This is a genomic window from Pollutimonas rozaliensis (assembly GCF_048751585.1).
GTDB lineage: Bacteria > Pseudomonadota > Gammaproteobacteria > Burkholderiales > Burkholderiaceae_B.
This window is the reverse complement of sequence record NZ_JAZHOB010000001.1, coordinates 19,978-45,208: the sequence shown is the minus strand read 5'-3', so window position 1 is coordinate 45,208 and position 25,231 is coordinate 19,978. Positions and strand designations below refer to the sequence as shown.

The following is a 25,231-nucleotide window of genomic DNA, read 5'->3' as shown; positions in this document are numbered from 1 at the left end:
GGCTGGCGCTTCACCCCAAGCCGCTACGGCAAAGCCAGGGCCCGATGCAGCAGGTCGGCCGCCCGGCGGCCGCTGCGCACGGCGCCTTCCAGCACGGCGGGGTAGCCGGTATCGGTCCAGTCTCCCGCCGTCCATATGTTCGGCCATGGCGTGGCGTTGCCCGGCCGGACCAGGCCAGGCACGGCGGCAAAGGTTGCACGCTTCTCCACAATGAGGCTATGGCCGATGACGGCCGGCATGGGGCCGAAGCGCCCGGTTTGTTCCCGTATTTGTTCAATGACCGCCGTTACCATGAGTTCCCGGTCATGCTCCTGCATGGCGCCGGCATCGCTGACCACGACATGCAGCAAGCATGCGTCCGCATAGCCCGCGGTCGGCGTTTGGGTAGAGTGCTTGTATACGCTATGCCTGTTGAACAGCCATTGTCCGAAGTGCAGGCGCGCGGGCTCGTCATGCAGCAGCAGCATGGCTGGCGGCGGTGCCCAGGGGCTGGCCAGTTGCAGGGTGATGGTGGCTATCGGTATGTAGGCGAAGGCCGACAGCGCGGCCAGATACTGCTTGCCTTCGGCTGAAGGATCGAGCCGCTCCAGCAGCTTGTGGGCGGCTGGCGCGTTGGCGGCCAGTACGGCGGCGTCGAACATCATATCGTCCACTTTCACACCGGCGGCCGCGCACGCCAGTTTCCTGACGCTGCGGCCCCGATGCAGGCGGGATGGACCTGGGTCGCCTTCCATCAGATAGGCTTCCAACCGGTCGGGCCACAAGCGCGACAGATCGACATTGGGAATCAGCACGTCCGAGGCGTGGCGCGTACCGCCCAGGCTATCGCGCAGGACATGGGCGAACAATTGGGCGCAGGCTTGTTCCAGTGACGTGTTCAGTGCGGCCAAACATAGCGGTTGCCAAAAGTTGCGCATGGCTTGCGGCGATTGTCCGCCGCGATACAGCCAGCTTGCAACCGTCAGGCCTTTCTCGACCCGCCACCCGCTGCCTTGCAATTTGGACGTAATGGCAATCAGCCTCCATTTATCGCGCAGGCCCAGTCCGCGAGCGCCGGCAATGGCGGCGAGCAGATGCAGCGGAGCGGGCAGGGCGGCGGCTCGCAGCTTGAACCGGCCATCGGCGGATTCCAGCGACAGCCGTTCGCGATGGAACAGCGTGGCCGGATCCAGGTCGAGTTCCCGCATCAAGTCCAGGGTCTCGGTGTAGGCGCCCAGCAAAATATGCTGGCCGTTGTCGATGTGGATATTCAGGGCGGGCGAATGGACGCGGCGCGCCCGGCCGCCGACCGTATGAGCCGCCTCGAATACGGTCACCGCATGCCCATGGCGTTTCAGGCGCTGGGCGGCGGCCAGGCCCGCCCACCCCGCGCCGACGACAGCGACTTTCATCGGCCAGGGCCTTAATCGGCCCGAAGGCGCTTGACCAGGCCGCGTCCCCCGCCAACCCATATCTTCCAGGCCAGCCAGAATTTGCGTATGGGAGTCAAGGAAATTCGCTGGTCGAGCACTTGCCAGTTATCGCGTTCGATCTCGCGCAGCAGGGCATGATAGATGGCGGCCATCATCAAGCCGGGGCGCTGCGCGCGGCGGTCGGCTTCAGGCAGCGCCAGCATGGCTTCGCGGTAGCATTGCCTGGCGCGCTCGGTCTGGAAGCGCATCAGTTCGACGAAGCGCTCGGAGTGTTTGCGATCGATGATTTCCGCCGCCGTCACATTGAAGCGCTGCATATCATCGACGGGTAGGTAGATCCGGCCGCGCCGGGCGTCGTCGCCGACATCGCGGATGATGTTGGTCAACTGAAATGCCAGTCCCAGCTTTTCGGCGTAGACCAGGGTTTCGGCTTGGGTATAGCCGAAAATGCCGGCCGAAAGCTCGCCGACCACGCCGGCGGCGTGCCAGCAGTATTTGCGCAGGCCCGGCCAGTCGGCATAGCGGGTCTGGTCCAGATCCATCTCCATGCCCTCAACGATGGCGTACAGCCGGTCTGCGTCAAGATCGAAGGCTTGCACATGCGGCGCCAGCGCCTGCATGACGGGATGGTCGCCACGGCCGTCCTTATACAGCTGTTCGATCTGGCTGCGCCACCATGCCAGCTTCATGCGGGCCACGGAAGGCTCGTTGGATTCATCGACGATATCATCGACCTCGCGGCAGAATGCATACAGGGCGGTGATGGCCTTGCGGCGTTCGGGCGGCAGGAACAGGAAGGCGTAATAAAAGCTGGAGCCGCTCTGGGCGGCCTTGTTCTGGCAGTATTCGTCTGGACTCATAGGGTGGTCGTGCGCTCTGGGGGCTATGCTCTGCGGATGTCGTCGGCGCCGGCCTCAGCCCAGCGCGCGCCACAAAAGCAGTATCCAATCGCGTTTTGCAAGCGTTGGCCGGTGAAAGAATATGTCGTAGTGTAATTGTTCCAGGCGTTCAAGGATACGCAATCCCCCGTGCACGACCAGCTTGAGCTCGTAGCCTATCCGTCCCGGCAACTGGCGCGTCAATGGCATGCCGGAGCAAAGCAAATGCCGGGCATGCCGCAATTGTTCCTCCATCAAGGCTTGCCAGGCGTGCGTGCGTGCGTCGGCCGTATAGGCCTGGGCGTTCCCGGCGATCGCCGCCTTGCCGGCCAGTTCGCTGTAATGCGCGATGTAGGATTCGTCGACGTTGTGGCGTCGCAGGGCGTCTTGCGGCAGGTAGACACGGTTCTTTTGCCAGTCTATGGCCACGTCCTGCCAGAAGTTGGTCAGTTGCAGGCCGGTGCAGATGGCGTCCGACCAGGCCAGGTTGGCATTGCCGGATTTCCCGTACAGATGCAGCATGATCCTGCCTACCGGATTGGCTGAGCGCCGGCAGTAATCCAGCAACAGGCTGTCGTTGTCGTAGCGGGTGGTGCCTATGTCCTGTTCGAAGGCGGACAGCAGGTCGAAGAAAGGTTCCAGCGGCAGCGCATGCCGCCCGATGGTGTCGGCCAGGGGTTCGAACACCGGCTTGCGGGGATCGCCGTCGGCCAGGTTCAGCGTATGGCCGGCGATGTCGCGCAGCGCGGCGCGGTAGCCCTCCAACTGGGCCAGGCGTTCGCCGGCTGGCGCATCGCCTTCGTCGGCAATGTCGTCCGCGCTGCGCGCATAGCGGTAGATATCCCGCACGGGGATGCGCAGGCGGCGCGGCAGCAGCACGGATGCGACGGGAAAATTTTCATAATGATCGACGGCCATAGGCGCTGAGTATAAGACACGCCTTAACGAATCGGCGGCACTGGTTTAGACTTCGGTATCGATAGGGAGTAGCAATGCCACGTCCAATTTCGGCGACCATTTCGTTGTCGTCGCTAAGCCATAATCTGCATACCGTGGTCCAGCAACTGGGTTCGGCCGCAGACAGGTCCGCGCCCAGCATCTGGGCTGTCATCAAGGCCGATGCCTACGGGCATGGCATCGCCAACGCCGTCCAGGCTTTCCATCAGGCGCAGGGGCTGGCCATGCTCGATCTGGACGAGGCAGTACGCTGTCGCGAGCTGGGCTGGGACAAACCCATCCTGCTGCTCGAAGGTTTTTTCGAGCCCCGCGATATCGCCGTGCTGGACCAGTACCGCCTGACGACGGCCGTGCATTGTCAGGAGCAGCTCGATATGCTGCTTGGGGCCAGCGTGGCCAATCCCATAGACGCTTTCATAAAGCTCAATACCGGCATGAACCGCCTGGGCTTCTCCGTCGAAGAATACGCCGCCGCGTATCGGCAAGCCCAGGCGGCGCAAGAGCGCGGCATCCTGGGTTCGTTGGGCAAGATGACGCATTTTGCCCGTGCCGACGACGATCCCGTCGTCACCCGGCGGCAACTCGATATCTTCACGCAGGCCACGCAAGGCCTGCCCGGCCATGCCAGTGTTTGCAATTCGGCCGCCACGCTTACATCGGGCTTGTGGGCCGACATCCCCGTGTCGGATGGCCGTAAGCAATGGCTGCGTCCGGGAATCTGCCTGTATGGCGCTTCGCCATTCGCCGACAAGACGGCCGCGCAGTTGGGCCTGCTGCCGGCCATGACGCTGTCGGCGCAATTGATCAGCGTGCGTGGCATAGCGGGCGGAGCCGCGGTCGGCTATGGACACTCCTTTGTGTCTCCGGGGCCCATGCGTGTGGGTATTGTGGCCTGCGGCTACGCCGACGGCTATCCGCGCCACGCGGGCACCGGTACGCCCATTAGCGTCGATGGCGTCCGTACCCAGGTGCTGGGGCGGGTGTCCATGGACATGCTGGCGGTCGACCTGACGCCGGTGCCTCAGGCCCGGGTCGGAACGCCCGTGGTCCTGTGGGGCCAGGGCGGCCCGTCCGTGGACGAAGTCGCCCAGGCGGCGGGCACCATAGGCTACGAGCTGCTGTGCGCCGTGGCGCCCCGTGTGCCAAAAATTATTGCCTAGCCCGCGCCGGCATTGAGTACACTGTCGCGTCGTCTTTCCGTGTTTCGACGGACCTTGAAAAGGAAATCGCGTGAAGAACAAATGTGTATTGGTAACGGGCGCAACCAAAGGAATAGGGTGGGCGATCAGCCAGCGCCTGGCGGACCTGGGATGCCATGTGGTGGGCCTGGCGCGCAATACGCAGGACATTGACTTCCCTGGCTATCTGTATTCCTGCGACCTCGCCAATGCCGGCGAAACCGAAGACATGCTGCGCGTGATCCGCGAAAAATACCCCGTCGATGCCGTGGTGAATAATGTCGGGATGGTCCTGCCCGAACCTTTGGGCGAAGTCGATCTGGCCTCGCTCTATCATGTGTTCGATCTGAATGTGCGCGTGGCCGTCCAGGTAACGCAAACCTTCATCCCGTCCATGAAAGCCAGGAAGGAAGGGCGCATTGTCAATATCTGCAGCCGGGTCACGCATGGGGCGGTCAACCGCACCAGCTATTCAGCCGCCAAGAGCGCGCTGGTGGGCTGTACCCGGACATGGGCGCTGGAGCTGGCGCCTTACGGCATCACCGTCAATGCCGTGTCGCCGGGTCCCATCGAAACCGAGCTGTTCCGGGCCGGCCATCCCGAAGGCAGCGACACCGAGAAAAAAGCGTTGTCGTCCATCCCCATGGGGCGCTTCGGCGCGCCGGCCGATGTGGCGGCGGCGGTCACGTTTCTGCTCAGCGACGAGGCCGGCTTCATTACCGGGCAGGACCTGGGCGTGGATGGCGGAGGCAGCATTGCCGGCAGATAGTTCCATGCTTGCCGGTTAAACTTGCCCGATGGCCAAAGCAAAAACCTTATTCACTTGTAGCGAATGCGGCGGGACCTGTCCCAAATGGGAAGGCAAATGTCCGCATTGCGGCGCCTGGAATACCTTGCAGGAAACCCGCGATCCCGGCGTGGCCGCGCATCGCTACGCGCCGCTGGCCGGCGCCAGCCCGGTGCGCAGCCTGGCCGAAATCGAGGCCCGCGAACTGCCGCGCCAGCCCACGGGCATTTCCGAATTCGATCGCGTTCTGGGCGGGGGCCTGGTGTCCGGGGCCGTGGTGCTGATCGGCGGCGATCCCGGCATAGGCAAATCCACACTGCTCCTGCAAGCCCTGGTATCCCTGTCCAAAGCCGTCAAGGTTCTGTATGTGACCGGGGAAGAGTCGGCCGAGCAGGTCGCCTTGCGGGCCCGGCGCCTGGAGCTGGTTACCGGCGAAGTCGATCTCCTTGCTGAAATCCGCCTGGAGTCCATCATGGCGGCCTTGTCCGAGCAGAAGCCCAGCGTTGCCGTCATCGATTCCATCCAGACTCTGTATTCGGGCGAACTCAGCGCGGCACCGGGTTCGGTTTCCCAGGTGCGCGAGTGCGCCGCCCAACTGACGCGGCTGGCCAAGCAGACCGGCATCACCATAGTCCTGATCGGGCATGTCACCAAGGACGGCAGCCTGGCCGGCCCCCGTGTGCTGGAACACATCGTCGACACGGTGTTGTACTTCGAGGGTGATACGCATTCCTCTTTCCGGCTGGTGCGGGCGTTCAAGAACCGTTTCGGGGCGGTCAATGAACTGGGCGTCTTCGCCATGACCGACCGCGGCTTGCGCGGCGTCACGAATCCCTCGGCTTTGTTCTTGTCCCAGCACGAGCAGAACGTGCCGGGCTCCTGCGTCATGGCCACTCAAGAAGGGACGCGCCCCTTGCTGGTCGAAATCCAGGCCCTGGTCGATACGGCCCACGTCCCGAATCCGCGCCGCCTCTCGGTCGGACTGGAAGGCACCCGCCTGGCCATGCTGCTGGCGGTGCTGCACCGGCACGCCGGCATCGTCACCTTCGATCAGGATGTCTTCGTCAATGCCGTGGGCGGGGTCAAGATCACCGAGCCGGCGGCCGATCTGGCGGTGCTGCTGGCCATTACGTCTTCCTTGGGCAACAAGCCGCTGCCCAAGGGTTTGGTCGTATTCGGCGAAGTCGGGCTTGCCGGCGAAATCCGGCCCGCGCCGCGCGGCCAGGAGCGCTTGCGGGAAGCCGCCAAGCTGGGATTCAGCGTGGCGCTGATCCCAAAGGCCAACGCGCCGAAGCAGCCCATCGAAGGGCTGGAAATATGGGCGGTCGATCGCGTCGATGCCGCCATGGCTCGCTTGCGCGACCGTGCTTGAGGGGTAGCGATTGGAGTGGTACATCATTGCCCTGGGCTGTTTGCTGTCGGGCGCCCTGATCGGCTTCACCGGCGGCGTACTGGGCATAGGGGGCGGCTTGCTGGCCATCCCTTTATTGGGCCTGGTCATGGGGCTGGACCAGCAGGCCGCGCAAGGGACGGCGCTGATCATGGTGCTGCCCGCCGTGCTGATTTCGGTGCGCAAGTACAACCAGCATGACAAGATCGATGTGCCCGCAGCGGTCGCCGGGGCGCTGGGCTCCATTGTGTTCACTTGGGTGGGCGCCAAGATAGCCCTGGGCATAGACCCTATCCTGCTGCGCCGCATCTACGCGATGTTCGTCCTGTGCGTCGCCTTGTTCTATTTTTACCAGAGCCGGCGCGCGCCGCGCGCCGGCAAGCCGTCCGCTCCCCGTGGCAGGCCGCAGGACTTTCACAAGGGCTGGTTTGCGTTGCTGGGTGTCTTCGCGGGCCTGGCCAGCGGAATATTCGGCGTGGGCGGGTCGGTGCTGGCGGTTCCCGTGTTGACTACGGTTTTCCGTCTTAGTCAGACTGGCGCCCAGGCGCTGGCGCTGTCCATGATCATTCCCAGCATTTTCGTGGCGCTGTTCACCTACGCCTCGCACGGTCAGGTCGATTGGCTGGCGGGGCTGTTCATGGCGCTGGGCAGCATCTTTCTCGTTCCGTACGGCGTCCGGCTGGCCTACGCCTTGCCGGAGCCCAGGTTGAAGCTCACCTTTGCGTGCATGCTTCTTGTTATCATGGTTTTATTGCTTTTGAAGGCCTGATTTCATGCGTGCCGGCTTGTTGTCCAATATTCGACTCGGGGTAAGAGCCCTGCGGCGCGACTGGCGTTCGGGTGAATTGCGCCTGCTGCTGCTTGCCTTGCTGATTGCGGTGGCGGCGGTGACCAGCGTGGGCTTCCTGGCCGACAGGGTGGGGGGCGCCCTGGAACGCGATGCGGCGCAGATGCTGGGCGGCGATCTGGCCCTGCAAGCCGACGAGCCCATACCGGCGGAATTTCTGGCGCAGGCTTCGGCGCGCCGCCTGAATACCGCCCAGACCCTGCAATTTCCGTCCATGGTCGGCAGCGGCCAGGCCAGCCAGCTCGTTTCGCTGAAGGCGGTGTCCGACGCCTATCCCTTGCGCGGCGAACTGCGATTGTCGGATTCCGTTGCCGACCCGGTATTTTCGGCGAGCGGACCGCCCGCCGCCGGAACGGTATGGGTCGATGCCCAGGTGCTGGGTCTGCTGGGCGTCAAAGTCGGCGATGCGATCGATGTGGGCGACGCCAGCATGACGATATCGCACATCATTGCCTACGAGCCCGATCGGGGCATGCAATTCGTCAATGTGGCGCCGCGCGTCATGATGAATCTTGCCGACCTGCCGGCCGCGGGCCTGCTGGGGCCGGGTAGCCGGATCAGCTACTCCTTGCTGCTGGCCGGGCCCGAGGCGGCGGTGCAAGGCTATGAAAGCTGGCTCAAGCAAAATATGCGGCGCGGCCAGAAGCTGAGCACCGTCGAGACGAATCGTCCGGAAGTCCAGCGCGCCCTGACGCGGGCGCATCAATTTCTGGTCCTGGTCGCCCTGCTGACCGTCATGATCGCCGCGGTCGCCATTGCCTTGGGGGCGCGGCGCTTCAGCCTGCGCCACCGCGATGGAATCGCCGTCATGCGCTGCCTGGGCGCGGGCAAGGCGCAATTGGGCCACATGCTATGGTCGGAATTCCTGTTGCTGGGCATTGCCGCATCGCTGGCGGGCTCGCTGATCGGCTATGCCGTGCATGAAGGCCTGGTGGCCGTCGTATCGAACTGGCTGGACACCCGCCTGCCCAGCGCCACATTCCAGCCGGCCTTGCAGGGGGTGGCCGCCGGTCTGCTGCTGTTGTTGGGCTTTGCCCTGCCGCCGCTGGCCGCCTTGCGCCAAGTGGCGCCTGCGCGGGTCCTGCGGCGCGACATGGCCATGGCCGCGACCGCGCGCTGGCCTGCGTACATCCTGGGAGCCGGCGCTTTCTTCCTGCTGATGCTCTGGATAGCCGAAGATTTAAGGCTAAGCATCATCATGGCCGGCGGCTTTCTGGCCGCCCTGGCGATCTTCGCCATGCTGGCCTTTGCCTTGGTGGCGGCCCTGGGGCTGTTGCGCTATCGCGCGACAGGGCATCCGGCCCTGCGTTTCGCGCTGGCCGGTATGGCGCGCCGCCGGGGCCATACCGTTACGCAGCTTTGCGCCTTGTCGGTCGGCCTGATGATCATGCTGTTGCTGGCCATCACGCGCAACGATTTGCTGCAGGGTTGGCAAAGCACTTTGCCGCCCGATGCGCCCAACACCTTCCTGATCAATATCCAGCCGGATCAACGCCAGCCGGTGGCGCAGCGGCTGGAGCAATCCGGCATGGGGCCGATCAGCTTGTCGCCCATGGTGCGCGGCCGGCTGCTGGCCATCAATGAGCGGCCCGTCAACGCGGACAGCTACGAGGACGAGCGTGCACGCCGCATGGTGGACAGGGAGTTCAACCTGTCGTATGCCAGCTCGCTTCCCGCCAGCAACGATATTGTCCAAGGCCGTTGGCTGAACCCCGATCGGCACGAGGTTTCCCTGGAAAGCGGTTTGGCCAAAACGCTGGGCATCCAGGTAAACGACACCTTGACCTTCGACGTGGCGGGCCGCTCCGTCCAAGTGACCGTCAGCGGCTTGCGCAAGGTCGACTGGGATTCCTTCCAGGCAAACTTCTTCGCCATTGTCAGCCCCGCCGCCTTGGCCGATGCGCCGGCCAGCTTCATCACTTCCATCCATGTCGCGGGCGACGGCGGGCCGGCCATCCGGGATCTGCTGCGCGAGTTTCCCAACCTGACCGTCTTCGATGTCGGGGCGATCCTGGGGCAGTTGCAGCATGTGCTGGATCAGGTGGTGCAGGCTGTCCAGCTGCTTTTCCTGTTTACCGTGCTGGCCGGCATACTGGTGCTGGGCGCCGCCCTGTATTCGACGCGGGATGAGCGCATGCACGAAGTGGCCATTCTTCGCGCCCTGGGCGCGAGCGGCCGGCAACTTTCCGCGGCGCTGCGTGTGGAGCTGCTGTTGCTGGGCGGCCTGGCCGGACTGCTTGCGGCGTCCGCCGCCGTGGCGGTGGCCTGGCTGCTGGCGCGCGAGGTGTTCGAGTTTTCGCTGAGCCTGTCATGGTGGCCCTGGGCTACAGGCATCGGCGCCGGCATGCTCGCCTCCCTGGCGGGCGGCAGCGTTGCGCTGGCCGGCGTACTGAAGACGCCGCCGCTTGTGTCCCTCAGGGAGGCGGCATGAACGTCCCTGTGGAACCTCGAGTTTTGGATTTTCCGGATGGCGCCATGCGCTACGATGCCGTGAGCCTCCAGGATCCGGGACCGTTTCTGTTCGATCCGGCCTCGGCGGGGCTGGCTGCGGTTCCCGTCTCGCAAGGCGGCCGCCAGGCAGCCTGGTTCGTACAGGGCGAATTCGGCCAGGGCGTGCTGCGCCGCTACCGGCGCGGCGGCCTGATCGCCAAGGTCAGTGTCGACCGCTATGTCTGGCGCGGCGCCGACAGTACGCGTTCCTTCGCCGAATTCGAGCTGCTGCGTTTTATGTACGATAGCGGCCTGCCGGTGCCCAGGCCTCTGGCCGCGGCCTATTGGCGCCAGGGCCTGACTTATCGCGCCGCCATCCTGGTGCAGCGGATTGCCGGCGTGCAGCCTTTGGCCAGCATGCTTGACACGGGCCGCACGGCGGTGGTGGCCATGGCGATCTTCGCCATGCACGAGGCCGGTGTCTGGCATGCCGACCTGAATGCCTATAACATCCTGCTTGATGGGCAGGGCAAGACCTGGCTCATCGACTTCGACAAAGGCTATAGGCAAGTGCTTTCGGCAGAGCGCAGGCACGTCAATCTTTTGCGCCTGCGCCGTTCGCTGCTCAAGGTGGCCGGCGGCCGCGGTCTGGAGTGGTGGGAGCAACTGGCCCGCGACTACCGCTTGCTTGCAGAGGCAAAAGCACACATTTAGCGGGAAAAGCTTTATCATCACGCCTTTTGACGTTTTTACAAGTGTCGGGGGGGCTCGCAATGAAATTCAGCACGGTAAAAGGACTGCTTCTAACGGCGGCCCTGGCTGCTTCACCCTTGGCCTGGACGCAGGACAAGGTCGTGAACGTCTATAACTGGGCCGAATACACAGCCCCCGACACGATATCCGGCTTCGAGAAGGCCACCGGCATCAAGGCGCGCTACGACGTCTACGACAGCAACGACACCTTGCAGGCCAAATTGCTGACCGGAAAGTCGGGCTACGACGTGGTCGTACCGTCCACGCACTACGCCGCGCGCCAGATCGAGGGCGGCCTGTTTCAGAAGCTGGACAAATCCAAGATCCCCAATTGGAAGTACCTGGACCAGGACATCATGGATATCGTCGCGACAGTCGATCCGGGCAACCAGTATCTGGTGCCGTGGGGCTACGGCACCAACGGCCTGGGCTATAACGTGACCAAGGTCCGCGAAATCATGGGCAACGATGCGCCGCTGGGCAGTTGGGACATGCTTTTCAAGCCCGAGAACGCCGAAAAGCTGAAAGCCTGCGGCATCTCGGTGCTTGATGAGGCCGCCCAGGTGTTTCCCGCCGTCCTGCATTATCTGGGCAAAGATCCCAACAGCAGCAATGCCGACGACTACAAGCAGGCGCTGCAACTGCTTAAAACCATACGCCCGTATATCCGGCAGTTCAGCTCCTCGGGTTATATCGACGAACTGGCGGCCGGCGACTTGTGCATGGTGTACGGCTATTCGGGCGACGTCATGATTGCCGCCAATCGCGCCCGCGAGGCGGGCAAGCACTACAAGATCGATTACTACATACCTCAGGGTGGAGCGCCGGCCTGGTTCGATACCATGGCCATACCCAAGGATGCCGCGCACGTCGATGAGGCCCTGGCCTTCATCAACTACATCGAGACGCCCGAAGTGCATGCCGCCATCACCAACGTCATGTTCTATCCCAACGCCAACAAAGAGGCGCGCAAGCATGTCGTCAAGGAAGTGGCCGACAATCCCATGATTTATCCGCCGGCGGACGTGGCCAAGACCCTGTTCGTGATCAAGCCGCAGCCCCTGGCCGCGCAACGCCTGCAGACGCGGATGTGGGCTGAACTCAAATCGGGACGATAGCCGCCATGCTGGACAACCGATCCGCTGCGCCATCCTGGTCCGGCGATGCCGAAGAATTCGTGCGTGTCGAGGAAGTCGTCAAGATCTTCGGCGATACGGTCGCCGTGCAGTCCGTCAATCTGTCGGTGCGCCGCCACGAGGTCTTCGCCCTGCTGGGCAGCTCGGGCTGCGGCAAGTCGACCTTGCTGCGCATGCTGGCGGGCTTCGAGGAAGTAACCTCGGGCCGCATCTATCTGGATAACGAGGACATCACCGCCTTGCCGCCGTACCGTCGGCCGGTGAACATGATGTTCCAATCGTATGCCCTGTTTCCGCACATGACGGTCGAGGCCAATGTGGCCTTCGGCCTCAAGCAAGAGGGCGTGCCGCGCAACGAAATCCACGAGCGCGTATTCGAAGCGCTGGACCTGGTGCAGATGGCGGGCTTTGCCCGCCGCAAGCCGCATCAATTGTCGGGCGGGCAGCAGCAGCGCGTCGCCCTGGCGCGCAGCCTGGTCAAGCGCCCCAAGCTGCTCCTGCTGGACGAGCCTATGTCGGCCCTGGACAAGCAGATACGCCAGAAAACCCAGATCGAACTGGCCAAAATACTGGAGCAGGTCGGCGTGACCTGCATCATGGTCACACATGATCAGGAAGAGGCCATGACCATGGCCCACAGGCTGGCCGTCATGACGGAAGGGCAGATCGTCCAGTGCGGCACGCCGCACGATGTCTACGCCTTTCCCAATTCGCGCTTCGTGGCTGGCTTCATCGGTTCGACCAACCTGTTCACGGGCACCATCGTGGTCGACGAGCCCGATCACGTGCTGATCGAAAGCGGGGACCTGACACGCCCCCTGTACGTCAATCACGGCGTCAGCGAGCCGCTGGGCATGGAAGTGCATGTTTCCATACGGCCCGAGAACATCCGTGTGCTGCGCGAACAGCCCGAGGCGGAATCGAACTGGGGCCATGGCATGGTCAGCCACGTGGCCTGGATGGGCAGCTATGCGCGCTACCAGGTCAGGCTGGATGCGGGGCAAGTCATCGAGGCCAATGTGCCCAGCATGATGCTGGCGCAAGCCGATGCGCCCGGCCTGGACGACGAGGTGTATGTCGCCTGGTCCAACGACAGCGCCACCGTACTGCCATCATGAAGAAGATCCTGTGGAGCGGCCTGCCGGTTCGGCGATGGTTGTCGATCGGGCCCCCGTTCTTGTGGCTGGCCCTTTTTCTGCTGCTGCCTTTTCTGCTGGTCCTGAAAATCAGCTTCGCCGACTTGAAGTTCGGCGTTCCGCCGTACACGCCGCTGGCCGAGCTGAAAGACCAGACCGTGACGCTGGCCCTCAGCCTGCGGGGCTACGCGCTTTTATTCACCGACAGCCTGTACATCGCCACCTATCTGAATTCGATCAAGATGGCGGCCGTGACCACCTTGTGCTGCGGACTGATCGGCTATCCCATGGCGTATTACATCGCGCGTTCGCACCCTTCGGTGCGCAACCTGCTGCTGCTGGGCGTGATACTGCCTTTCTGGACCTCGCTGCTGCTGCGCGTCTATGCCTGGGTCGGAATCTTGCGCAACGATGGCCTGCTGAACAACCTGTTGCAATGGCTGGGGCTGATTTCCGAACCGCTGGAAATCTATCGCACCGATCTGGCGGTGTATATCGGCCTGATCTATGCCTACTTGCCGTTTTTCGTACTGCCGCTGTATGCCACTTTGGTCAAGTTCGACCTGCGTCTTCTGGAGGCCGCCTACGACCTGGGCGCCCGTCCATGGCGCGCCTTCCTCAGCGTGACCCTGCCTCTGTCCATGCCGGGCGTTATCGCCGGCGCCATGCTGGTGTTCATTCCCTCGGTGGGGGAGTACGTGATTCCGGAGATGCTGGGCGGCGCGAACACGCTGATGATGGGACGCGTGATGTGGACGGAGTTCTTCAATAATGCCGACTGGCCGATGGCGGCGGCGGTCACCTGCGTCATGGTCCTGATGCTGCTGGTTCCACTGGTCATCTTCCAGTACAACCAGGTCAGGCAACTGGAGCGGCAACAAGGAAAAACGCAATGACCCGGCCCAATCCCGTGCTGCGCGCCATCGTCCTGACATTGGGGTATGCCTTTCTGTACATACCCATCCTGTGCCTCATGGCGTTCTCTTTCAACGACTCTTCCATGATGACTTCATGGACCGGCTTTTCGTTCAAGTGGTATGTCGAGCTTTTCAATGACCAGGCCTTGCTCGGCGCGGCTCGCCTGTCGCTGCTGATTGCCGCGCTGACCGCCACGGCGGCGGTGGCTATCGGTACCTGGGCCGGCTATGTGCTGGCCCGCATGGGGCGCTTTCGCGGATTCGCCCTGTATATAGGCATGGTCAGCGCGCCGCTGGTCATGCCCGAGGTTGTGCTGGGGATTTCGCTGCTGCTGATGTTCGTCGAGGTAAGCCAGTTGTTCGGATGGCCGGCAGGCAACGGCATATTCACGATATGGGTGGGTCATGTGACGCTGTGCATGGCCTATGTGGCGGTCATCATCCAGTCCCGCATACGGGAACTCGACCGGTCCCTGGAAGAGGCCGCCCTTGACCTGGGCGCGACGCCGCTCAAGGTGTTTTTCGTCATTACCCTGCCGCTTATCCTGCCGGCCCTTATGGCTGCCTGGCTATTGGCGTTCACCTTATCGCTGGACGATGTCGTGATTGCCTCTTTCCTGTCGGGACCGGGCTACACTACCTTGCCGCTGGAAGTCTTTTCGCGTGTTCGGCTGGGGCTGAAGCCGGAGATCAATGCGCTGGCCACCCTGTTCATGCTGATCGTCGGCATTTTCGTGGTGGTTGCCAACCGCATGCAGTGGCGCAAGGAAACCTCGTAAAGGATGGAAATGAATACCGTGCAGCTTTATGGCTTGAAAAATTGCAGCACTTGCGTCAAGGCCATGCGCTGGCTGGAACAGCGCGGCATCGCTTTCGATTTCACCGACTACCGCGACAAACCGGTGCCCCCGGCCGTGCTTGGCGCATGGGCGGCCGAACTGGGCGGCTGGGAAAAACTGGTGAATCGCGCATCCATGACCTGGCGCAATCTGGGCCAGGAGCGCAAGTCGCCCGCATCCGACCATGAATGGCTTGCACTGATTGCCGAATACCCGGCGCTGGTCAGGCGTCCGGTTGCTATAGATACCGGCGGCCGCGCGAGCGTCGGTTTTTCAGAAAAAAAATACGGCGAAATTTTCGCCTGATAAAAATTGGAGCCTATTATGTTTACCCAAGACGAGCTCAAGCAGAATGTTGCGCGAGCCGCCGTGCAGTACGTTCTGCCTTTCCTGAAGCCCGATACCATTCTGGGGGTGGGCACGGGCTCCACCGTGGATATGTTCATCGATGCGCTGGCAGTCCACAAAGATCGCTTCCAGGGCGCGGTATCCAGTTCCGAGCGCAGTTCGGCCCGCATGAAAGCCCTGGGCATAAGCGTTTTCGACCTCAATCAGGTCGAGTCCATGCCCTTGTACGTGGATGGCGCCGACGAAGTGGATCACGACTTGTGCATGATCAAGGGCGGCGGCGGCGCTCTCACGCGCGAGAAAATCGTGGCGTCGGTGGCTGACCGCTTCATCTGCATCGCCGATGAGTCCAAGCTGGTGAACACGCTGGGGCGCTTTCCCTTGCCTGTCGAGGTCGTGCCCATGGCCCGCGAAGCCGTGGCCCGCCGCCTGATACGCCTGGACGGCAGGCCCGGCCTGCGCGAGGGCTTCATCACCGACAACGGCTGCGAGATTCTTGACGTGTCCGGCTTGATCATCGACGCGCCCGCCGAACTGGAGCAAACCATCAACAATATCCCTGGCGTGGTCAGCTGCGGCTTGTTCGCGCTGTCGGGGGCCGATATCGTGCTGTTGTCCACACAGAAGGGCGTACGCCAGATCGACAGGCTCCAGGTCGGCGACCTGGAGTCATGATTTCGTCATAATTGAACGGTAAGCTTGCCGGGCTAGCGGCCGCCATGGTCCGCGGCCTTGTGCCGCCCCGCACGCTCTACACAAGCGGCGGCGATAGTGCTACGCTATTTATTCGTTACCCATCCCCGCGATAATCAAAGGCCGATATGTCCGAGCATACCAACAAGCAATTCCACGCCGACCTGGAAACCACCCGTTCGCTGTTCCTGCAAATGGGCGGTCTGGTCGAGTCCATGGTCAGAGACGGCATGGAGGCCCTGGCCACGGGCGATCTCAGCCTGGTGGACCAGGTGCGGGAACGCGAAAAAGAAGTCAATCGCCTCGAGGTGGATATCGACGAACGCATCAGCCTGCTGATTGCGCGCAACCAGCCCACGGCGGTCGACCTGCGCCTGCTGCTATCCATCTCCAAGATGCTGACCGATATGGAGCGTTGCGGCGACGAGGCCGAGAAAATCGCCAAGATGGCGCGCCGCCTGCATGAGTCGGTCAGCCGCTATGAACCCGTCGTCGAACTGCGCCACATGGCCAATTTCGTTACGGCTATGATCCGCGACTCGCTGGATGCCTTTGCCCGCCTGGATCCCATCCATGCGGCGCAAGTCGTGCGCAACGACAAGGAAGTCGATAAGGAATGGAAGGGCTCGCTGCGCCATATCATCACTTACATGATTGAAGATCCGCGCACGATCTCGCACTCCATCGACTTGATCTTCATTGCCCGTGCGCTGGAACGCATCGGCGACCATGCCAAGAACATGTCGGAGCGCGTCATCTACATGGTTCGCGGCGACGACGTCCGCCACACCGGGATCAAGAACACCGAGCGCATGGCGCGCGGCGAACCAACCGAAGAAGAAAACAATATCTGATCCCGAACTCGCTTGAATAATATAAAGGGCGGCTCTGAAGGAGCCGCCCTTGGTGTTTTTGGCGATAAGCGCTTAAGCCGACGGCGGCACGTAGCCCTGCGCTTCGACATCGGCGTCTTCGAACAGGAAGCTTTCCATTTGTTGCGCCAGATATTTCCTGGCGCGCGCATCGGCCAGGTTCAGGCGGTTCTCGTTGACCAGGCGGGTTTGCGTATCCATCCATTGGGCCCAGGCCTCTTTGGAAATGCTTTGCCAGATGCGCACGCCCAGGTCGCCGGGGTAGGGCGGATAATCCAGGCCTTCGGCTTCGCGCTTGAGTTTCACACATTGAACCATACGTGCCATGACGGTATTACCTTTAAAACAAGTTAGCTGACGATGCCATTGTACCCAGCGCGCCCGGCGCCGGCATCAAAGCCTTTTAATGAAAACCAGGCTGTTGCGCGAGCGGTTGTAGTGAGCCTGGCGCTCTTTGGGCAAATCGGATATGCCGCCCTGGACGAAACCGCGCTTGATGAACCAATGCGAGGTGCGGGTCGTCAGCACGAACAGGCGCTTCGCGCCCATGGCGCGCGCGCGCAGCTCGGCATGGCGCAGCAGCATTTCCCCTTCGCCGGCTCCCTGCCATTCCTGCTGCACGATCAGGCAGGCCATTTCGGCCATGCCTTCGCCGATGTAGGGAATCACCGCCACGCACCCATAGATGACGCCGTCGTGTTCCAGCACCGTGAATTTTTCCACGTCGCGCTCGATCACCGAGCGGCCGCGCGGCACCAGCGTTCCGTCCGCTTCCAGCGGTTCGATCAGTTGCACGATGGCCCCCACATCGTCGACCGATGCCGGACGCAAGTCGTCCAAGGTGTCTTCCACCACCATGGTGCCCACGCCGTCGTGAGTGAAGATCTCAAGCAATACGCTGCCATCCAGCGTGTAAGGCACAAGGTGGGCTCGCGCCACGCCGCGCTTCACGGCGCGCGAGGCGTGCCCCAGGAACGACGCGGTGTCCTCGTCCAGCGTGCCGGCGGCCAGCAGCTTGTCGGCGTCCTCGCGGGCCAGCTCGGTATCCACCGCGCCGTCCTCATCCAGGACGGTGCGGTCCTGAGTCAGAAAAATTAGCTTCTCGGCGCGCAGGGCGGTGGCGGCGCTGGTGGCCAGGTCTTCCATGGCCAGATTGAAGGCTTCCCCGGTGGGCGAGAAGCCCAAGGGGGAAAGCAGAACGATGGCGCCCTGGTTGATGACGTTCTTGATCGCGTCCAGGTCCATCTTGCGGACGGCGCCCGTATGCCGGTAGTCGATGCCGTCGATCACGCCCACAGGCCGCGCGGTAACGAAGTTGCCCGATATGACCCGGATCTGGGCATGCGACATGGGCGTATTGGGCAGCCCCTGGCTGAATGCGGCCTCGATATCCAGCCGGATCTCGCCGGCGGCCTCTTTGGCGCACTCCAGCGCCTCCGGGCTGGTGGGCTCGGTGCCGCGGCCGAACTGCGTCTGGTAACCTTTGAGCTTCAGCTGTTCGTTGACCTGGGGCCGCGAGCCGTGCACCAGCACCAGCTTCACGCCCAGCGCCGACAGCAGCGATAAATCCTGTATAAGGGTGTTGAGCGCACCGTCGCTGACCAGTTCGCCGCCGAAGGCGACCACGAAAGTCTTGCCCCGAAAGTCGTGGACATACGGGGCCACTTCGCGAAACCATCGCACGAACTGGGCCGGAGCGAATTCGGGGGCGTCCTGCGCAGAGAGCGTGGTGTCAATTTCAATCGAAGTCATGGCGTCGTTAAATGCCTCGGTAAGGGGTTGTGTCCATCCAAAATTATAATAAGGGACTGCCTGTTCAAAAGAAGTTTTATGCAAGAGCCTGTTAGTTTGTCGGAAAACACACACAAACGCCCCGCGCAAGCCGCTGGCCGCGGCCCCAAGGCCGGGCCGCGGATCCAGCGCGCCTTGCCGCCGCTGATCTATCCGGAAGATCTGCCGGTCAGTGCGCGGCGCGCCGATATCGCGGCCGCCATACGTGCGAACCAGGTCGTGATCGTGAGCGGTGAGACCGGTTCGGGGAAAACCACCCAGTTGCCTAAAATCTGCCTCGAACTGGGGCGCGGACAGCAAAAAATCATCGGTCATACGCAGCCTCGCCGGCTGGCCGCCACCTCGGTGGCCAAACGCATCGCCCAGGAGCTGCAAACCGAATTGGGCGATTGGGTAGGGTACCAGATACGCTTCAACGACCGGACCGGCCCCAACGCCGCCATCAAGCTGATGACCGACGGCATCCTGCTGGCCGAATCGCAGCGCGATCCGCTGCTGCGGCGCTACGACACCATCATCATCGACGAGGCGCACGAACGCAGCCTGAACATCGATTTCCTGTTGGGTTTCCTGCTGCAGCTGCTTCCCAAACGGCCCGACCTGAAATTGATCATCACGTCGGCAACCATCGATGCCGACCGCTTCGCGCGCCATTTCGCCGGCAAGGGCGGGCCGGCGCCGGTCATCGAGGTCTCGGGCCGGCTGTATCCGGTCGACATCCTGTATCGTCCGGTTCGGCAGGAGACCGATTCCGACGCCGCGGCAAGCGACAGCCGGCGCTCCACCGCCGACGAGGAGCGCGACCTGATTGATGCCGTGGTCGACGCAGTGGCCGAGTGTTCGCGCCATGGGCCTGGCGATGTGCTGGTCTTTCTGCCCGGCGAGCGCGAAATCCGCGAAACCGTGGAGGCCCTGCGCAAGAACCATCCGCCCGCCATCGAGGTCCTGCCCTTGTATGCCCGCCTATCGCAGGCCGAACAGGAGCGTATCTTCAGGCCTCAGGGCAATGCGCGGCGCATCGTGCTGGCCACCAACGTGGCCGAGACCTCGCTGACCGTGCCGGGCATACGCTATGTCGTGGACAGCGGCCTGGCGCGCATCAAACGCTATTCCTGGCGCAACAAGGTCGAGCAGCTGCGCATTGAGCCCATCAGCCAGGCCTCGGCCAATCAGCGCGCCGGGCGCTGCGGCCGTATCGGGCCCGGCGTCTGCGTGCGCCTGTATGCGGAAGACGATTTCAAGGGCCGGGTTCAGTTCACCGATCCGGAAGTACTGCGCTCGTCCCTGGCTTCGGTCATTCTGCGCATGAAGGCTTTGCGGCTGGACGATATCGAGTCCTTTCCCTTTGTCGACCCGCCGCCCGGCCGGGCGATTGCGGACGGCTATCATCTGCTGCAGGAGCTGGGCGCCATCGATGACGGCAACCTGCTGACCGATACCGGGCGCGAATTGGCGCGGCTGCCGGTGGACCCCCGCCTGGCCCGCATGATACTGGCTGCCAAGGACCAGCAATGCCTGACCGAGATCCTGATCATCGCCTCGGCGCTGTCGGTGCAGGATCCGCGCGATCGGCCCATGCAGGAGCGCGAGGCTTCGGAAGCGGCGCACGCGAAGTTCGGCGACGACAAATCGGAGTTCATCTCCTATCTGAAACTATGGCGCTGGTACGGCGAGCAGGTCGAGCACAAGGCATCGCAGCGCAAGCTGGTGACCTTGTTGCGGCAGAATTTTCTGTCGCCGCTGCGCCTGCGGGAATGGCGCGACGTGCACAGCCAACTGGCGGCGCTGGTGGGGGAACAGGGCTGGCGCATGAATGCCGTGGACGCCACCTACGAACAGACGCATATGGCTTTGCTGGCCGGCCTGTTGGGCAACATAGGACTTAAAAGCGAGGATTCGTCGGCCTATCAGGGCGCGCGCGACATCCGTTTCCAGATACACCCGGGTTCGCGTCTGGTCAAGAAGGCAGGGCGGTGGATCGTGGCGGCCGAACTGGTCGAAACCACGCGTTTATATGCCCGCTGCGTGGCCCGGATAGATCCCGTCTGGTTGGAAAAGGCCGGGGCGCATCTGATACGGCGCACGTGGTCCGACCCTCGTTGGGAAAAGAAAGCCGGCCAGGTGGTGGCCAACGAGCGCGCCACGCTATACGGGCTGCCCGTCTATACGGGGCGCCGGATTCATTTCGGCAAGGTCGACCCGGCCCAGGCGCGCGAACTGTTCATCCGGCAAGCTTTGGTGCCCGGGGAAATCGACTCGAATCTGCCTTTCCTTAGGCACAACCGGCAATTGATCGCTTCCATTGAGAAGCTGGAACATCAGACGCGCCGCCCCGACATCCTGGTCGATGACGCCCTGATTTTCGCTTTCTACGATCAGCAGATTCCCGCCGATGTGTTCCAGACGGCCACCCTGGAAAAATGGCACAAGGCCTTGTCGAAGGAACAGGCCGCGTCGCTGATGCTGACGCGCGACGCCCTGATGCGCCATGACGCGGCCGGGATCACCACCGAGGTCTTTCCCAAGAAAGTCGAATGGCAGGGTGTGCAGATGGCGCTGGACTACCATTTCGAGCCCGGTTCGGTGCGCGACGGCGTGACGCTGACCGTGCCTTTGTTCGCCTTGAACCAGATCGATCCGATGCGCTGCGAATGGCTGGTGCCCGGCATGCTGAAAGAGAAGGTGCATCTCTTGCTGAAGTCGCTGCCGCAAAAGATTCGGCGCCACTGCGTGCCTCTGCCCGATTACGCGGCCGGCTTCGCCGGCCGCTGGTTCGAGCGCGCCGCCGATCCGGGCCAGGGCCTGCCGGAGGCCATAGGCGCCGATATGTGGGAACAAGTCAAGGTGCGTCCGCAACGCAGCGACTTCAAGCCTGAAACCCTGCCCGCGCATTTATTCATGAATTTCAAGGTTGTCGACGAGCATGGACGGATGCTGTCCGGCGGGCGGAACCTGGACCAGTTGAAGGCCGAGCATGGCAAGCAGGCGCAGGCCTCTTTCCAGAAGTTCGCCGCAAGCGACGAACAGGTCGCGCAGGCGCTGGCGCACGAGCAACTGACGGATTGGACCTTCGGACCCTTGCCTGAGATCATGGAGATCAAGCGCAAGGGGCAATCGTTCGTGGGTTATCCGGCCCTGGTCGACCGGCGGACGTACTGCGACCTGGACGTGTTCGACGATCCGGCCCAGGCGCGCCAGCAGCATCACGCCGGCATGCTGCGGCTGTTTCGCCTGGCATTGCGCGAACAGGTCAAATTCCTGGAGAAAAACCTGCCCGACCTGACTCATATGAGCATGCTGTACATGAGCCTGGGCACGCAGGAAGAACTGCGTCAGCAGATCGTTGATGCCGCCCTGGATCAGGCCTGCCTGGCCGAGCCATGGCCGACGGACCAGCAGGCCTTCGAGCAGCGGCGCAACGAAGGCAAGGCGCGGCTGGGTCTGCTGGCTCAGGAAGTAGGGCGCCAGGCAAAACTGATACTGACGGAGTGGTCCGCCTTGCAGAAAAAACTTCCGCAAGCCAAACCGCATGCGGCCGCCTATGCGGACCTGCAGAAGCAGCAGGGGGCGTTGATGGGAAAATGGTTTTTGCGCGATACCCCGTACCGCCAACTGACGCATTATCCGCGCTACCTGAAGGCGGCCCAGGTGCGCATCGAAAAACTGCGGGCCGATCCGGCCCGGGACGGCAGGTTGATGGCTGAAATGGCACCGTTGCTGATGCAGTATCAGCGTGCGGCGTCGGCGCTGAAGGGCGCCAGGGATGCCCAGTTGGATGAGTTCCGCTGGCTGCTGGAAGAACTGCGTGTAGCGCTTTTTGCGCAAGAGTTGCGCACGCCGATGCCGGTTTCCGTCAAGCGCCTGCAAAAGGCCTGGTCGGCCATGCAGCGTTAAAGGGTTTGCGGCTTAGGTGCTTACGTAGCTGTTGGTTCTGCCGGGGCGATATGCAGTGGCGACTCAAGCTCCGTGTGGTATGGGACAAGCTCTGTGCAAGGTATTCTCTGCAGCGGGTCGGGTGGCGGGAGCCGGCCTTGCTCCTCGTGGCCGGTTCGGCGCCCTGCGCGCCGAACGCCGCTGCGCCTGGCTCGTCCACCCCTTCGGGCTTCCTTCGCTTACGGCTCGCTCGGCCCCGAAAGTCGCTGCGTCCGGCCCCCGCCACCCGTCCCGCTGCAGTGTTTTGCGTTAGAGGCGTCGCTGGGGCGGTTTGGGTGCTTGGCCTTTTTATGTGGCGCTTGGTGCCGCTGGAATAGCTCTTGCGCCGTCCCGGCCTCGCGCGCCTGCCGCGCGGGCCGGGACGTTCCGAGCTTGACGGATGATCCATCGTCAACGGTGCTCATCGTCCCCGCGGTGTCCATCGCCAACGTGCCCATAGCCCCAACGGAGTCCTCCACCGCCAACTATGCTGCCAAGGCGCAGCCGGTGGGCTGGGGCCGGGCGAGGTTTGAGCAAGCCGCGGCAGCCGTTTTGCGGCGGGGGCGTAAGAGGGCGCGCATGTTTGAGCCAGCCATCAGCCCACAGGCGGCTGATGGCTGGCGAGTTCGCGCCCGACCCCCGGCGCAAAGCGGCTGCAAGGGAACCCCGAAGGGGCGCAGCGATCCGAGCACGGCCCCGGCCCACCGGCTGCGTCGGTTGTATAAGCGGTTGTACAGGCTGAGCCCACACGCTTACAGATCATGGCCACACGCTTGCAAGCCATATGGCGGCAAACGCCCGAACCGAAAATACCTTAGTGTCTGGTCAAGCCTTGACCAGCCTTGCCGACATGCCCATTTTGCCCGCGGTCAGCAGCGCGTTCTTCATGGCGCCCGGCGTGGCGATGCCTTGCTGCACGATATCGTAGGCGGTTCCGTGCGCCGGTGTGGTCACCGGCATGGGCAAACCGTAGTGCACGGTGATGCCCTGCCCGAAGCTCATGAGCTTCATGGCGATCTGCCCCTGATCGTGGTACATGGTCAACACCCCGTCGTAGCCGCCGCCGTTGGCCTTGTTGACGGCGCGCACAAAGGTGGTGTCGGCGGGAAACGGACCCTGCGCGTGAAAACCTCGGCTTGCGGCCAGCTTCACGCCTGGCTCGATCACGTCGATTTCATCCCGGCCGAAGGCGCCGCCGTCTCCGTTGTGGGGATTCAGGCCGCAGACGGCGATTTTGGGCTGTTCGTAGCCGGCCGACTGCAAACCCTGCCACAATAATTCGATGCCGGTGGCGATACGTTCGGCGTTTAACAGGCCGCTGACATCCTTGTGAGGAACATGCGAGGTGACCCGCGATGTCCAAAGCTTGTCGTTCACATTGAACTCAACCGTCTTGCCTTTGAAGTCCAGCACTTCGCAAAAATAATGCATTTCGTCCGGGTGCTTCATGCCGCCGGCGCGCAGCGCCGCCTTGTTCAAGGGCGCGACGCACATGGCATCGGCGATACCCTGTTGGCAAAGCCGCAAGCCGAAGGCCAGGCCGTCCAGCATGAACCGGCCGTTTTTGGGCGTGACCTGCCCCAGCTCGAAGCCGTCGGCGTTTTCATGCTCCCAATGCATCAGTAGCGGGGCATGGTCGCCGTCGGGCAAGTCGGCGGGGGCATAAGCCAGTTCTGTGACCGCGCCCGCCGCGCGCATTCCCGCCTCCAGCACAGGGCGGCTGCCGATGATCAGCAAGTTCGCGGCATCGAGCGCTTCCTTGTCGGCCAGGACTTTGGCCACGATTTCGGGGCCGATGCCGGCAGGGTCGCCGGCGAACAATGCAATGGTGGGCTTCATAGAGATTACCTTTTTGAAATTAGGCTGGTGAATGAAATAATTTTATGCGTATTGTCGACAATCGTCAATGTAAGTATAATAAATCCACCCTATACTAAAATCCAGGAGACAACATGAATAAAGCCCGTCGCATCCTTTTCACGGCCTGCGCCGCCTTGTTTGGCACCGCGCTGCTGGGCCCCGCCGCCGCCCAGGCCTTTCCCGACAAGCCCGTCAAGATGCTGGTGGGCACGGCGCCCGGCGGGGGCACCGATTTTGTCGCCCGGCTTGTGGCGCAAGAGCTGTCCAAGCTATGGGGACAGCCCGTTGTCGTCGAAAACCGTACGGGCGCAAGCGGGACGATAGCCGGCGGCGAACTCAAGAACGCCAAGCCGGACGGATATACCTTATGGATTTCGCCTCAGACGGCGGTCGCCGTCGCTCCGCAACTGTTGGCCAAGACCCCGTACGATTCGCTCAAGGACTTCACACCCATAACGGTCATCGCCTCTTCGCCGCTGGTGCTGATTGCCAATCCGTCTTTTCCCGCCTCGAACTTCAAGGAATACATCGACTACGTCAAGAAGAACCCGGGCAGCATCAGTTTTGCGTCCGGCGGCGTCGGCTCGTCGCCGCACATGACGCAGGAACTCTTGAACAAAGAGCTCGGCCTGAAAATGATCCACGTGCCGTATCGCGGCGAGGCGCCGGCCATCGCCGACGTCCTCGGCGGGCAGGTGCCGGTGCTGTTCGCCAATATCCCGTCGGGCATGCCCCATGTCAATTCGGGCAAGCTGAAAGCGCTGGTGACTACGGGCGCAACACGTTCCCCCGAGGCCAAGGATGTCCCCACCATGATCGAGTCGGGCGTGGTCAATGTGCAAACGGCAACCTGGAATGCCCTGTACGCGCCTGCGGGGATGCCGCCGGAGCTTACCCAGAAGATCTATGCGGACGTCGCCAAGGTGCTCAAGCAGGGCGCGGCCAGGGATCGCCTGCTGGCGTCCGGAAATGAGCCCGTCTTGAATACGCCCGAGAAGTTCAAGGCATTTCTGGCCGAGGAATACAAGCGCTGGGGCGATGTCATCAAGGCGGGAAATCTGCGTACCGAATAAGCGCCGCCAAAGCGGGGGGGCT

21 protein-coding genes are annotated in these 25,231 nt (G+C 62.8%); 15 read left to right on the top strand and 6 right to left on the bottom strand.

Going from position 1 to position 25,231, the window contains the following annotated elements; all coding sequences use genetic code 11:
- Positions 1-23 precede the first annotated feature (23 nt).
- Genes hpnE through hpnC form a run of 3 tightly spaced genes read right to left on the bottom strand, consistent with a single transcriptional unit; the run spans position 24 to position 3,208 of the window.
- Complete coding sequence (gene hpnE / locus V0R37_RS00200) at positions 24-1,391, bottom strand: hydroxysqualene dehydroxylase HpnE (protein ID WP_420372567.1); 1,368 nt, start codon at positions 1,389-1,391, stop codon at positions 24-26.
- An 11-nt stretch (positions 1,392-1,402) separates the two neighbouring features.
- On the bottom strand, positions 1,403-2,272 hold the full coding sequence (gene hpnD, locus V0R37_RS00195) for a presqualene diphosphate synthase HpnD (RefSeq protein ID WP_420372566.1): 870 nt from the start codon (positions 2,270-2,272) through the stop codon (positions 1,403-1,405).
- Positions 2,273-2,326: 54 nt separating this feature from the next.
- Positions 2,327-3,208 carry a squalene synthase HpnC gene (gene hpnC / locus V0R37_RS00190; protein ID WP_420372565.1) on the bottom strand — a complete coding sequence of 294 codons (882 nt, stop codon included), beginning with the start codon at positions 3,206-3,208 and terminating at the stop codon, positions 2,327-2,329.
- 74 nt (positions 3,209-3,282) lie between these two features.
- On the opposite strand from hpnC, the gene alr reads away from it, so the two are divergent.
- The 13 genes from alr to phoU all read left to right on the top strand — a co-directional run bounded on the left by alr (position 3,283) and on the right by phoU (position 16,555).
- Entirely contained in the window at positions 3,283-4,407 is a 1,125-nt protein-coding gene (alr, locus tag V0R37_RS00185; protein WP_420372564.1) for an alanine racemase, read from the top strand.
- Between the two features lie 70 nt (positions 4,408-4,477).
- Complete coding sequence (locus V0R37_RS00180; RefSeq protein WP_420372563.1) at positions 4,478-5,194, top strand: SDR family oxidoreductase; 717 nt, start codon at positions 4,478-4,480, stop codon at positions 5,192-5,194.
- Positions 5,195-5,222: 28 nt separating this feature from the next.
- Positions 5,223-6,584 (top strand): DNA repair protein RadA, encoded by a 1,362-nt coding sequence (gene radA, locus V0R37_RS00175; protein WP_420372562.1) that lies wholly within the window; start codon positions 5,223-5,225, stop codon positions 6,582-6,584.
- Between the two features lie 10 nt (positions 6,585-6,594).
- Positions 6,595-7,371: a sulfite exporter TauE/SafE family protein gene (locus tag V0R37_RS00170; RefSeq protein WP_420372561.1), complete on the top strand. Its 777-nt coding sequence runs from the start codon at positions 6,595-6,597 to the stop codon at positions 7,369-7,371.
- Positions 7,372-7,375: 4 nt separating this feature from the next.
- Positions 7,376-9,880, top strand: coding sequence for an ABC transporter permease (locus V0R37_RS00165; protein ID WP_420372560.1), 2,505 nt, complete (start codon positions 7,376-7,378; stop codon positions 9,878-9,880).
- Positions 9,877-10,593 carry a 3-deoxy-D-manno-octulosonic acid kinase gene (locus V0R37_RS00160; RefSeq protein ID WP_420372559.1) on the top strand — a complete coding sequence of 239 codons (717 nt, stop codon included), beginning with the start codon at positions 9,877-9,879 and terminating at the stop codon, positions 10,591-10,593. The genes V0R37_RS00165 and V0R37_RS00160 overlap by 4 nt, the downstream gene beginning before the upstream one ends.
- A 59-nt stretch (positions 10,594-10,652) precedes the next feature.
- Entirely contained in the window at positions 10,653-11,750 is a 1,098-nt protein-coding gene (locus V0R37_RS00155; RefSeq protein WP_420372558.1) for a polyamine ABC transporter substrate-binding protein, read from the top strand.
- 5 nt (positions 11,751-11,755) lie between these two features.
- Positions 11,756-12,886, top strand: a complete 1,131-nt coding sequence (locus V0R37_RS00150; protein WP_420372557.1) for an ABC transporter ATP-binding protein — start codon at positions 11,756-11,758, stop codon at positions 12,884-12,886.
- Positions 12,883-13,800, top strand: coding sequence for an ABC transporter permease subunit (locus tag V0R37_RS00145; protein ID WP_420372556.1), 918 nt, complete (start codon positions 12,883-12,885; stop codon positions 13,798-13,800). The genes V0R37_RS00150 and V0R37_RS00145 overlap by 4 nt, the downstream gene beginning before the upstream one ends.
- On the top strand, positions 13,797-14,600 hold the full coding sequence (locus V0R37_RS00140; protein ID WP_420372555.1) for an ABC transporter permease subunit: 804 nt from the start codon (positions 13,797-13,799) through the stop codon (positions 14,598-14,600). Before V0R37_RS00145 ends, V0R37_RS00140 begins: the two co-directional genes overlap by 4 nt.
- Before the next feature lie 9 nt (positions 14,601-14,609).
- A complete protein-coding gene (locus V0R37_RS00135; protein WP_420372554.1) occupies positions 14,610-14,966 on the top strand; it encodes a Spx/MgsR family RNA polymerase-binding regulatory protein in 357 nt (118 codons plus the stop codon).
- Between the two features lie 18 nt (positions 14,967-14,984).
- The gene (rpiA, locus tag V0R37_RS00130; protein ID WP_420372553.1) at positions 14,985-15,683 is read left to right on the top strand and encodes a ribose-5-phosphate isomerase RpiA; all 699 of its coding nucleotides are present in this window, start codon (positions 14,985-14,987) and stop codon (positions 15,681-15,683) included.
- Between the two features lie 146 nt (positions 15,684-15,829).
- Positions 15,830-16,555: a phosphate signaling complex protein PhoU gene (gene phoU, locus V0R37_RS00125; protein ID WP_420372552.1), complete on the top strand. Its 726-nt coding sequence runs from the start codon at positions 15,830-15,832 to the stop codon at positions 16,553-16,555.
- A gap of 72 nt (positions 16,556-16,627) precedes the next feature.
- On the opposite strand, the gene V0R37_RS00120 is transcribed toward phoU, so the two are convergent.
- Together V0R37_RS00120 and argA are read right to left on the bottom strand one after the other, a co-directional pair.
- A complete protein-coding gene (locus V0R37_RS00120; RefSeq protein WP_420372551.1) occupies positions 16,628-16,900 on the bottom strand; it encodes an oxidative damage protection protein in 273 nt (90 codons plus the stop codon).
- A gap of 66 nt (positions 16,901-16,966) precedes the next feature.
- Positions 16,967-18,325, bottom strand: coding sequence for an amino-acid N-acetyltransferase (gene argA / locus V0R37_RS00115; RefSeq protein WP_420372550.1), 1,359 nt, complete (start codon positions 18,323-18,325; stop codon positions 16,967-16,969).
- A 78-nt stretch (positions 18,326-18,403) separates the two neighbouring features.
- On the opposite strand from argA, the gene hrpA reads away from it, so the two are divergent.
- Complete coding sequence (gene hrpA / locus V0R37_RS00110; RefSeq protein WP_420372549.1) at positions 18,404-22,258, top strand: ATP-dependent RNA helicase HrpA; 3,855 nt, start codon at positions 18,404-18,406, stop codon at positions 22,256-22,258.
- A gap of 843 nt (positions 22,259-23,101) precedes the next feature.
- On the opposite strand, the gene V0R37_RS00105 is transcribed toward hrpA, so the two are convergent.
- Complete coding sequence (locus V0R37_RS00105) at positions 23,102-24,115, bottom strand: 4-hydroxythreonine-4-phosphate dehydrogenase PdxA (RefSeq protein WP_420372548.1); 1,014 nt, start codon at positions 24,113-24,115, stop codon at positions 23,102-23,104.
- Positions 24,116-24,228: 113 nt separating this feature from the next.
- On the opposite strand from V0R37_RS00105, the gene V0R37_RS00100 reads away from it, so the two are divergent.
- The gene (locus tag V0R37_RS00100) at positions 24,229-25,209 is read left to right on the top strand and encodes a Bug family tripartite tricarboxylate transporter substrate binding protein (protein WP_420372547.1); all 981 of its coding nucleotides are present in this window, start codon (positions 24,229-24,231) and stop codon (positions 25,207-25,209) included.
- Positions 25,210-25,231: the final 22 nt, after the last annotated feature.